This window comes from Clostridium sp. LS, assembly GCF_002760435.1.
In the GTDB taxonomy this organism is placed as follows: domain Bacteria; phylum Bacillota; class Clostridia; order Clostridiales; family Clostridiaceae; genus Clostridium.
The window spans coordinates 1-10,324 of the sequence record NZ_AUUU01000146.1 but is presented as its reverse complement, the minus strand read 5'-3'; the positions used below and the strand labels follow the sequence as shown (position 1 = coordinate 10,324).

Here is a 10,324-nt window from a genome sequence, read left to right as displayed (position 1 = left end):
TGAAGTTAGAACTAAGTCTAAATTTAAGCCAATTGAAGTAAGAAACAGCTTTTAAAATGCTTACAAAGTTGGTATAAATAAACTCCAATACGTTTATTAATTAATACAAAATTTTGAAATAGAAAAATAATTTTTTTATTTATCTAATTTTTAATTTTCAAGTTATACTATATAAAAATAAAGGAGTTGAATTATATGAATGTGATAGAACAATATTGTTACAAGCATAATTCTTGCAATAATTGCAAGTACAATGTAATGGAGCAAATGGAACAATCTTTGATGTTCGAAATGAATGATATAAATAGAAGTACTCACTATCATTGGGAAGAGGGGGAGGAGTATGAAGAAATAAAAAAATCCCTAGAATACTACATGAATGTAGTAGAATGTTATTTAGAAGATGATGTGAGTGGGCATTATAATTACTGTAACAATTGTAAAAGTAAAGAGAGAGTAGAAAAATTTAGAGAATATTTTGATAAAATGATTAAGATAATTAATAGTCAACGATATTATTATGGAGAAAAACTGCAAAGAATTTATTTTCTACAAGATGATTATCACGAAGATTGTACTGGATTTTTTGCAGAAAGGGGTATTTTTTAAGAATATTATAAAAATTCGTAAATAAAAAAATTCAAAGTATTTATTAGTGTTTTATACAAAATAAATGTAATTTACATGAAATACATTATAATTTAAATTAAGAGTTTTCTTTATATAAATTTCAACAATATATTAAAACATAGTTAGTATTTTCTACATTAATAAATAAATGTAAAAATGCTTAAAATACTGGGCTAACTAATTATCTACTGTACTTTTGTTATCCATACGAAGAATTTGGTGATATGGATGAATGTTGCAATGGAAAATACAGTTCAGAACAAGGACATGCTAGAGAAATGTATTCAATGGTCAGAAAACATTCCAGATCAACTGCGTGTCAAGACTACCAAATAATTATTTATATATAAAATCATACCCAACAAAGAATGTAAACTTTTCTGCTGGGTTTATTTTATCACTTAAATTACTCTACCGCTACGCATCGATTCTTTGACGCTTACGTTGCATTAAAAGACAACGACTTGTATAATTTCATATTAAAGTTACCTTAAACTGAATATAATATGTTAAATTATTTGTTTGTATGAATACTTATGTGGTTATGCTTAGAGTTTTTAATATTTAAATTTAATTTTAACAGTTCTAAAAAATTTTGAATTACCATTCTTGCATTTAATCTGTGATTCTATAATCATATTTCAGCCCTTCCTTTGTGAAATTTGATTTAAGATGATAATATTGAGATACCAAATGATGATATTTCCAGATAAATTGGATGTCGAAAAATGACTTGTAATAACTAGGTGTAGATTTTCTAATTAGATATTTCAAGTAAATGATAAAACAAATATAAAAATGGAGGTGATTTATGAGTTGTATTATAAAGACATACATAGGTAATTATGAATTGTCTATGTTACTTAATGAAGTTAAGAAAGATATTATTTTATTGTAACGATTCTGATATTAATATTTTTTTAGTATATGACGAAACAAGAATAAAAAATATAGATGATTTAATATCTGAAATATCAGTGGAATGTCAATTAAAATATGGCATTATGATAAATATATATGATATGAGAATCAGTTATAATAATAAATACAAAAATATATCTCCTTTAATTATAAATGTAGAAAGAGAAGGTGTGGGAATTTAACATTGGTAAACAATAGTTATATATATTCCCATGTAAGGATTATTAGTTTTATAATATTTTTTGTTTGGCAAAATGTAACTATTTTCAATGTAAATTCAAAATAGCAGGTTTTGCTTTTTTGTTTGAATTTATTTTTGTAATTTAATTATAGATATTTGTGAATTTATACTCCAAATAAACTAATTAATAATGTTATAAGTATTATCTATTTTCTTATAAATGGATTATGTTTCTTAGGAAGTTTAGAAATTAGATTTTTATCCCAAAATATTTTAATATCAATATGTAATATTTTGCATATACAATAAAGTTCATAGTCATATAATTCTCGTGTTCCATTTTCAATTCTAGATATAGCAGATTGATCCATTTTTAATCCAAATAAATTAAGTTTACCTGCTAAAGTTTCTTGCGACATTCCAATTTTAATTCTAGAATTTTTGATAAAGTCACCAGAAATATTTTTTATATTATCCATATTTTTCAATATACCACCACCATTATGAGATATGAATATATTTTACAAGATTGAACAAGACTATATTATGTAGTAACTACATAACGAAAAAATTTTTATTTTATGGAGGTGATTTATTATGAATGTATTTGTACCTAAAGTTCAAGCAGTTGCAATGTTTAAGGAGATTGCATTGAATATAAAGAATCCTAGTGAAGTAGTTAGGGAAGGGATTAGTAATTGTTACGATGCAGATGCAAAAAATATTTGGATTATTATCAAAAGAGATTTGTCTGCAGATTTAGAAATTATAATACGTGACGATGGCAATGGTATGAGGATTGATGATATACATTCATTTTTTAATCTTGGTGACTCTAAAAAGGTATTACAAAATATTGGTGAAAAGGGATTGGGAACAAAAACATTCTTTAAAAGCAAAAAAATAGTTATTAATACTAAGTGCTGTGACGAATCTGGATATACAGCAACTATGGAAAATCCATGGCAGAATTTATTAGATGGAAAAGTACCACAATATAAAGTTTACGATAGAGATGACTTGGAAAATGGTACAGAAATTATTATTAGTGGTTATGTGGTTGATAATCCAGAGAAATATTTTAACTATTATAATTTGAAGGATTATATATTATGGTTTACGGCTGGAGGGAATTATAAAAATATTTTTGCAAACTACTTAATACTTCAGAATAAAGTGAAAGATATGAACAAATCACCTAAAATTCACATTAAGGATGAAATACTAGATAAGCAATGTCAAATGACAGGTGTACATCAATTTACCCCCCCTAATGAAAATCCAAGGGAAGATGTTAATAATAAAAAATATAAGAGGAGTGTAAATTATTGCAGGGCGTTTGGGCCTTTCCATAAGGAAACTACAATAAATGGCGAATATGTTTCATTACAAATGTATGGTACTATTTCAGGGGTAAATTGTAGAAAAAAGATATGTAAATTAAAGCAATCTGAAACTTATAAATCCAGATTTGGATTGTATCTTTGTAAAGATTTTATACCTTTTGAAAAAGCAAATTTTTTATTAGGAGATGAGCAATATTATCACTATCATCTGTTGGTTAATTCTCAGAATTTCGAGTTGACAGCAGACAGAAATAGCATTAGTAATATGGATGATATTAAGGTGAAATGGATTTTTAGTCAAATCCAAGAAATATTTAGAGAAAGCATCAAACCAATTGCAGAAAAGGAATACTTCAGTATGCGAAAAGAGGAAGAAGAAGCATTTGATGCAGAATGTAGAATCAGGGCAATGAATCAATACATAAAGAAAATAGACTTAGTAGATAATCTTTATATCAATGATATACCAATAAAAAAAGTACCACAAAGTGAGTATGAAGTTGCATTATTATTTGCTGCTATACTATCAAATGAAAATACAAAAATATTAATTGAGGATATAATGAATATAATTTCATATTCTGGTAGAATGACAACAGATACAATTTGCACAGATAGTGATAATAAAATTGCTTTAGTTGAAATAGAATATAAATTAAGTAATATTTTTAAACATAAACATCCGATAGAGACTTATGATTATGTTGTTTGTTGGAAAATTGATTTGGAACAAAATGTGATTAATCAGGTAAATAATGTAAAAACAATATTAGTTAGTGAAGGGGAGGAAAAATATATTGTAACTGAAAAAAATAAAAAAATGAAGGTAATTGAATTAAGTTCTATATTGAATAAACAATATAGAAGATAAAAATTATTAATAATTTAAATAACATAAAATTATAAATTTATGTTTATTTTATTGGAATGTTTAATTTATAATTTTTATATGAGAAAATTTTATGTATAAGTTACTTATTAGTTCTTATCAAAATATAGTATATATACTTTGATTTACAATACTATAAATTGAACATTACTATTATTTATTTGAATTCTGTAAAATGATCAATATGGAGAATTTAGAAATGTAAATGATATTTTTTATGATAACATGAATATAGATATAAATTTGAGTAGATTTAAAATATATATTTCTCAACTTTTAGAAAATGATGCTTTTAGTGAAGAAAAAAGATGAAATATTAGCATTATAAAGAGTTAAAAAAATATTGGGTCTATTATAACAACAAATCATGATACATTATATAGAAGAAAATTTTGAATTTATATTGGTTTAGTAGAGGGGATTTGATAAATTTTAGGGATAAAAAATCAACTGATTATAGAAGAGTGTTATGTGCAAATGATTAGATAAAGTATAAAAAGGAAAAGATTCACATGTTATATAACTATCTAATTTTAAATATATTGTATTAGATTGGTAGAAGATATTGGTACTATTTTGATTATTTATAACAATTGTTCATTGGACAAAAAATAAAAATAATCAATTTTTGATAATTGTGTTATAACGGACTTCATATGGCGAAGGTTTTATCCTTGAAAAATTAGAAGGAGATGGTATGGCCTTTATACATGCATGTGGAGCTATAGTTAAAAGAGACTTAATGCCTGGAGAAATGCTAAAAATAGATACTGGTTGTTTAGTAGCTATGACTAGAAATGTTCAATATGATATTCAGTTTGTAGGCGGAATTAAGAATACATTATTTGGCGGAGAAGGTGTTTTCTTTGCTACCGTAAGCGGACCAGGAACAGTATGGATTCAAAGCTTACCATTTAGCAGATTAGCAGAGCGTGTATTTGCAGCGGCACCAGGCGCTGGAGGACGTAATAAAGAAGAAGGCAGTGTCCTTGGTATGTTAGGTAATTTCTTAGATGGAGATAATTAATCTAAATTAGTCTCCATATAAATAAAAAAACTTAAATTATTGGAAACATAATAATTTAAGTTTTTTTATATATGTAAGTATTATGATGATTGCTTACTAATTAATATATCTTTTTCAAGGATATGGTTAAGGATCCAATTAAGAAGAAAATGCACTAAATCCTTAATATGAATATATTCATTTGTTGCAAGAGCAGTTAAGTTTGTTTCATTTATTTTTTGTATAAAATTATCATGCTCGCTTTTGTGTTCATTGTACATTGGATAGTGGACTTTTAACATATATGACTCTTCAGTGGAGAAATGAAACTTAGAATATTGAATTAAGTCGTTTACCAATAAAATCACATCGTCTGGCTTACTTAGATAGGAATCGTTTTTCATTAGATTTAAAGCAGAATTTCCTAGGTCAAAAAGATGTTTATGTTGATGGTCAATTAATTCTATGCCGACTGAATAGGAATCTTTCCATTCGAACATAATTAAATCCTCCTTAATATAATATTATAAGATAATTATAAGATACGAAGGTACATTTTTCTAGGAGAATTAAGGAAAAACACAACTTTTAACATAGTAAGTAGCAAATTAACAAAACAATAAAATACATTGAAATTTTTTATATAAGAAGAATATACTAAAATATTAATATAATCTTCTCATAAATAAAAAAGTGTTTAAATCTTTACTAATGATAATGATTATCATATAATAAGAAAGAGAGGTGAAATAGGATGGCAGATAAATCTAAGAAATTAATTAACAATAAATTATTAGGTTCAGATTTATTGAAATTTATTGGTCCTGGAATTTTAGTTACAGTCGGATTTATTGATCCAGGGAATTGGGTATCAAACATTGCAGCAGGATCTACTTTTGGCTATAATTTACTTTGGGTTGTCACATTATCAACAATAATGCTTATAATATTACAACACAATGCTGCTCATTTAGGAATAGTAACAGGGCTATGTATTTCGGAAGCAATTAATAAGTATGTAAATAGAGGCGTTGGAAGAATAATCACGATTACAGCAATGTTAGCATCTGTAAGTACGTCAATGGCAGAAATTTTGGGAGCAGCTATAGCTTTAAAAATGCTATTTAATCTGCCTTTGAAATTAGGAGCTTTAATTTCTGCAGCAGTAATAATTTTTATGTTATTTTCTAATTCTTATAGAAAAATAGAAAAAGTAATTATTGGATTTGTTTCAATTATTGGAATATCATTCATATTTGAAACTTTTTTAGTAAATATAAGCTGGGGTGAAGCGCTGCAGAGTGCGGTTATACCTAACATCCCAATAAATTCATTACCTATAATAATGAGTGTTTTAGGTGCAGTTGTAATGCCACATAATTTATTTTTGCATTCGGAAATTATACAAAGTAGGAAATGGAATTTAAAAGAAAAATCTGTATTGGAGAGACAATTAAAGTATGAATTTATGGATACCATTTTATCAATGATAATTGGTTTTATTATAAATAGTGCTATGATTTTAGTTGCAATAACTTTTTTCAAAAATAATGTTCAAGTAACTGAACTCGAACAGGCTCAAGCAATGTTAAAACCCTTACTTGGAAATTCAGCATCATTAATATTTGCAATAGCCTTGCTTTTTGCTGGACTAGCATCATCAGTTACAGCAGGTATGGCTGGAGGATCGATTTTTGCAGGACTTTTTGGAGAGGAATACAATATAAAAAATAAGCATAGTAAAGTGGGTGTATTGATAACCATAGTATTTGCTTTATCTATAATATTTTTTATAAGTAATCCCTTTGAAGGTTTATTATATTCTCAAATGTTATTAAGTGTACAGCTTCCAATAACTATTTTTACTCAGATATATTTAACATCATCAAAGAAGGTAATGGGAGAATATAAGAATACAACGGCTGAAAAGGTAACCTTATGGATAATTGCTGGGATAGTTACAATTTTAAATATAATGTTATTAATAAATTTATTTTAAATAGGAGGACAGGTCTCCTATTTTTATGCAGAAAAATATAAGCCAAAATTGGAAAGTATGGTAAAATAGTATATGAGTTTAGGATGTAATTGAAAGGATTAGAGAAATGAAGATTTTAGCATATAGTCATAGAAATGATGAAACTGAGTATTTTAAAGAATTTAGTAAAAAATATAATGTTGAAATTACACTATGTGAAGACGCACCAACAATGAAAACTGCTGAACTAGCAAAAGGTTTTGAATGCATAAGCATTATTACAACAATGATAGATTCAGAATTAGTTGAAAAGTTTAATGAATTAGGGGTTAAATTTATTTCAACAAGAACTATTGGATATGATCATATTGATTTAAAAAGAGCTAAAGAGCTTAATATTCATGTTGGAAATGCTACGTATTCACCAAATAGTGTTGCTGATTACACAATAATGCTGATACTTATGTCTATAAGAAAGATTAAACTTATAATGGAGAGATGCAATACACAAGATTATTCGCTACACAGAGTCCAAGGTAAAGAATTACCAAATCTTACAGTAGGGGTTATGGGAACAGGAAAGATTGGACAAACGGTAATAAAACATTTAAGCGGATTTGGATGTAATATACTAGCTCATGATATATACGAAAATGAAAATGTAAAAAAATATGCAGCTTATGTGGAACTAGAATATTTATTAAAAAACAGTGATGTAATTACGCTTCATATGCCAGCTACAGATGATAACTATCATATAATTAATAAAAAATCTATTAAGTCAATGAAGGATGGAGTATTCATAATAAATACTGCACGTGGATCTCTTATTAATACAAGCGATTTAATTACAGCAATAGAAAAGAATAAAATAGGCGGAGTCGCTTTAGATGTAATAGAGCACGAAGCTAATCTTTATTACAATGATTTAAAGGGAGAAATAATAAAAAATAGAGATTTAGCCATTTTAAAGTCTTTTCCTAATGTAATCATTACACCTCATACATCTTTTTATACTAATCAAGCTGTAAGTGATATGGTTGAAAATTCAATTAAAAGTTGCATTTTATTTATGGAAAACAAGGAAAATCCATGGCAGGTAATATAAAATAGCATCAATGAAAAAAAGATTCCTCCTTCGCTAATAATTCAAAAAAGGCAGGAGAGAAGTTATTAAGCCTTGGAGGAACAGATAAAAGGTGGTTCAAACTCTCGAAAGTTTATCTCCATACTTCATCTAAAACATCATCAATTTTTGCCATGGCATTTTGTATTGCCTCGGCTTTTTCTTCTTTAGTTGTTCCGGTTCCATCAACTAACAGCTCTTCAAATCTTTTTATTCCAATAAACTTCATTATGTCATGTATATAATTTAAGCCCTTATTCATTACAGTTTTTAAATACCATGGAATAGAACCTCCGGAGGATTGGATATAAGCCATTCCTCTTGGCTTATCATTTAGCAATCCTTCAACTTTATCTTTTTCAATATGTATAGTTTTTCCTTCCATAACAACACAATCAATATATTCTTTTAATGGAGATGGAAAGGAAAGGCTCCACATAGGTGCTGCAATTACATACAGATCTGCTTCTTTAAACTGATCTGCTAATTGAATAATTTTACCTGCTTCCTCCTTTTGATACTCATCTAATTTGTTAAATTCTTCATCGTTTATCATGCAATTTCTTTTTTCAAAATAGTCGCATTCTAATCTTGGAATATGACAATTGTACAAATCTAATTCTTCTAATTCAAAATCATTATGTCTAATTAAAAATCTATTAACTAGTTCTCTTCCAACAGTTTTGCTTGCTGATGATTTCTCGGATTTTGAATTTACAGTTATATAAAGCAGCTTTTTCATAAAAATACACCTCCTAGAATTCTTCTATAATTTTAGTATTAACTTAAAAACTAAAATTATAAATAGAAAGATATTATATAAAGTGAATTATTGAATTATCTTTTTATTAGCTATTATGGTAATATATAATTAATATGGATACTAAGTGTTAATTATATATAAAAGTAAACTATAGAAAGAAGGCATAATTAAAAATATAAGAGAAGAAAGGATGAAGATTATTATGAGTTATTATGAAGATAAAAAATTTTTGGGAATATGGAAATATAATACTGATAATAGCATTCTTAGTATTGAAAAAACAGGTGAGGTATATATGTGTTTCTGGAAAAATAGTTATACAGATGATGAAAATAAATACTTAGGAATAGGAATTTTTGTGGATAATCAATTGCTTATTTCAAGATATTCTGCTCAGGTACCAGGTGGTGGTATTGGACTGTACAAGCCAATAGGTGATTTACGATCAAATTCATCATTATGGGCATCTACTCAAAATCCTGATATATTAGGTTCAGGTATAGCTATAAGGAAAAATACTAGTGAAAGTTTCGAAGGCAGTTATAAAGTAAGGTATTTTATTGAAGGAACTGAATCACCAGTATATGACTTAAATATTAGTAAGGATGATAAAAATGATCTATTGTATTTTCTAAATTGGTCTATAGATGAAGAAGTGAAATTACATGGAGTTGGAATGGTTAGTAATGATCAGCTTATTCTTGCATGGGGCGGAGTGATTTTTGATTACGAATTAATTATTTTAGATATTGAAGATAATCGTGGAAATGTAATTTTGAAAAGCAAAAAAGCAGTTTTAGGCAAAGATACAATTAAAGAGGAGATATTGACAAAATAACATATAATTTAATTGCCATTATTATTTTAAATTATATAGTTACTGTGGAGGATACAATGGAATACTCATTGAAAATGCTATTTTGCATTAATTTTTCGCTGATCTTACTACACGAAATGGATGCAATTAGAAATAGAGAATGGATGATGTTTATTATTTTAAAAGAAATGAAAGATGATGCAGGATATAAGGTTTTTACATTAGCGCATTTACCACTTTATTTTCTTATTATATTTGCCCTTTTGAACAATAATCTATATTTTAACATATCTATTGGTTTGGATATATTTCTTATACTTCATTCAATAATCCATTTTTTATTTAGAAGAAAACCAAATAATAATTTTAACGGTATATTTTCAAAAAGTATTATTTATGGAATGGGATTAGTTTCAATTATACATTTGCTTTTCTTTAATCTAGGCCGAGGAATTAATTAAATTTAAGCACATAAATAATTTTCTCCTGCTAAAACTAATATTAAGACACATTCAAAAAATAACAAGTCCATTTGCTAGCCTATTTTCCATCATGCTGCGTCGTCAAATTGACCTAATAGGCCTGCTATGAGGGCAACTTGCCTCCTTGCTTGATGAAAAATATGCACACCTTAGAACAGAGCAGCTATGCTACAACATCGGAACTT

The 10,324-nt window shown here is 26.9% G+C and carries 10 protein-coding genes and 1 pseudogene; 8 read left to right on the top strand and 3 right to left on the bottom strand.

The genetic code is table 11. The features are described 5' to 3' along the window. The first annotated feature begins 195 nt into the window (after positions 1–195). Together COL3_RS24325 and COL3_RS24320 are read left to right on the top strand one after the other, a co-directional pair. Positions 196–609, top strand: coding sequence for a hypothetical protein (locus COL3_RS24325; RefSeq protein ID WP_008419182.1), 414 nt, complete (start codon positions 196–198; stop codon positions 607–609). Between the two features lie 887 nt (positions 610–1,496). Beyond that, complete coding sequence (locus COL3_RS24320) at positions 1,497–1,733, top strand: hypothetical protein (protein ID WP_035283526.1); 237 nt, start codon at positions 1,497–1,499, stop codon at positions 1,731–1,733. A 205-nt stretch (positions 1,734–1,938) separates the two neighbouring features. Here COL3_RS24320 and COL3_RS24315 read toward each other — a convergent pair whose 3' ends face one another. Next, positions 1,939–2,211: a helix-turn-helix transcriptional regulator gene (locus COL3_RS24315; RefSeq protein WP_035283531.1), complete on the bottom strand. Its 273-nt coding sequence runs from the start codon at positions 2,209–2,211 to the stop codon at positions 1,939–1,941. 118 nt (positions 2,212–2,329) lie between these two features. Between COL3_RS24315 and COL3_RS24310 the strand changes: the two genes are divergently transcribed. Next, entirely contained in the window at positions 2,330–3,949 is a 1,620-nt protein-coding gene (locus COL3_RS24310; RefSeq protein ID WP_008424573.1) for an ATP-binding protein, read from the top strand. Positions 3,950–4,625: 676 nt separating this feature from the next. Further along, positions 4,626–4,994: pseudogene (locus COL3_RS24305) on the top strand (AIM24 family protein); the annotation flags it as partial. An 80-nt stretch (positions 4,995–5,074) separates the two neighbouring features. Here COL3_RS24305 and COL3_RS24300 read toward each other — a convergent pair. Beyond that, entirely contained in the window at positions 5,075–5,473 is a 399-nt protein-coding gene (locus tag COL3_RS24300; protein WP_008424577.1) for a bacteriohemerythrin, read from the bottom strand. A gap of 254 nt (positions 5,474–5,727) precedes the next feature. Here COL3_RS24300 and COL3_RS24295 point away from each other — a divergent pair, with 254 nt between their 5' ends. Both COL3_RS24295 and COL3_RS24290 read left to right on the top strand, forming a co-directional pair. Continuing rightward, positions 5,728–6,972, top strand: a complete 1,245-nt coding sequence (locus COL3_RS24295) for an Nramp family divalent metal transporter (protein WP_008424579.1) — start codon at positions 5,728–5,730, stop codon at positions 6,970–6,972. Between the two features lie 106 nt (positions 6,973–7,078). Continuing rightward, positions 7,079–8,059, top strand: a complete 981-nt coding sequence (locus COL3_RS24290) for a D-isomer specific 2-hydroxyacid dehydrogenase family protein (protein WP_008424581.1) — start codon at positions 7,079–7,081, stop codon at positions 8,057–8,059. A 112-nt stretch (positions 8,060–8,171) separates the two neighbouring features. On the opposite strand, the gene COL3_RS24285 is transcribed toward COL3_RS24290, so the two are convergent. Further along, a complete protein-coding gene (locus COL3_RS24285) occupies positions 8,172–8,819 on the bottom strand; it encodes an NAD(P)H-dependent oxidoreductase (protein WP_008424583.1) in 648 nt (215 codons plus the stop codon). 223 nt (positions 8,820–9,042) lie between these two features. On the opposite strand from COL3_RS24285, the gene COL3_RS24280 reads away from it, so the two are divergent. Further along, complete coding sequence (locus COL3_RS24280) at positions 9,043–9,678, top strand: hypothetical protein (protein ID WP_008424585.1); 636 nt, start codon at positions 9,043–9,045, stop codon at positions 9,676–9,678. Positions 9,679–9,734: 56 nt separating this feature from the next. Next, the gene (locus tag COL3_RS24275) at positions 9,735–10,118 is read left to right on the top strand and encodes a DUF6713 family protein (protein WP_008424587.1); all 384 of its coding nucleotides are present in this window, start codon (positions 9,735–9,737) and stop codon (positions 10,116–10,118) included. The last annotated feature ends 206 nt before the right edge of the window (positions 10,119–10,324 follow it).

Excerpts from the sequence above, each read along its gene's own strand:
- COL3_RS24325 (WP_008419182.1), top strand. The coding sequence starts at position 196 with ATGAATGTGATAGAACAATATTGTTACAAGCATAATTCTTGCAATAAT.
- COL3_RS24320 (WP_035283526.1), top strand. The coding sequence starts at position 1,497 with ATGAAGTTAAGAAAGATATTATTTTATTGTAACGATTCTGATATTAAT.
- COL3_RS24315 (WP_035283531.1), bottom strand. The coding sequence starts at position 2,211 with ATGGATAATATAAAAAATATTTCTGGTGACTTTATCAAAAATTCTAGA.
- COL3_RS24310 (WP_008424573.1), top strand. The coding sequence starts at position 2,330 with ATGAATGTATTTGTACCTAAAGTTCAAGCAGTTGCAATGTTTAAGGAG.
- COL3_RS24300 (WP_008424577.1), bottom strand. The coding sequence starts at position 5,473 with ATGTTCGAATGGAAAGATTCCTATTCAGTCGGCATAGAATTAATTGAC.
- COL3_RS24295 (WP_008424579.1), top strand. The coding sequence starts at position 5,728 with ATGGCAGATAAATCTAAGAAATTAATTAACAATAAATTATTAGGTTCA.
- COL3_RS24290 (WP_008424581.1), top strand. The coding sequence starts at position 7,079 with ATGAAGATTTTAGCATATAGTCATAGAAATGATGAAACTGAGTATTTT.
- COL3_RS24285 (WP_008424583.1), bottom strand. The coding sequence starts at position 8,819 with ATGAAAAAGCTGCTTTATATAACTGTAAATTCAAAATCCGAGAAATCA.
- COL3_RS24280 (WP_008424585.1), top strand. The coding sequence starts at position 9,043 with ATGAGTTATTATGAAGATAAAAAATTTTTGGGAATATGGAAATATAAT.
- COL3_RS24275 (WP_008424587.1), top strand. The coding sequence starts at position 9,735 with ATGGAATACTCATTGAAAATGCTATTTTGCATTAATTTTTCGCTGATC.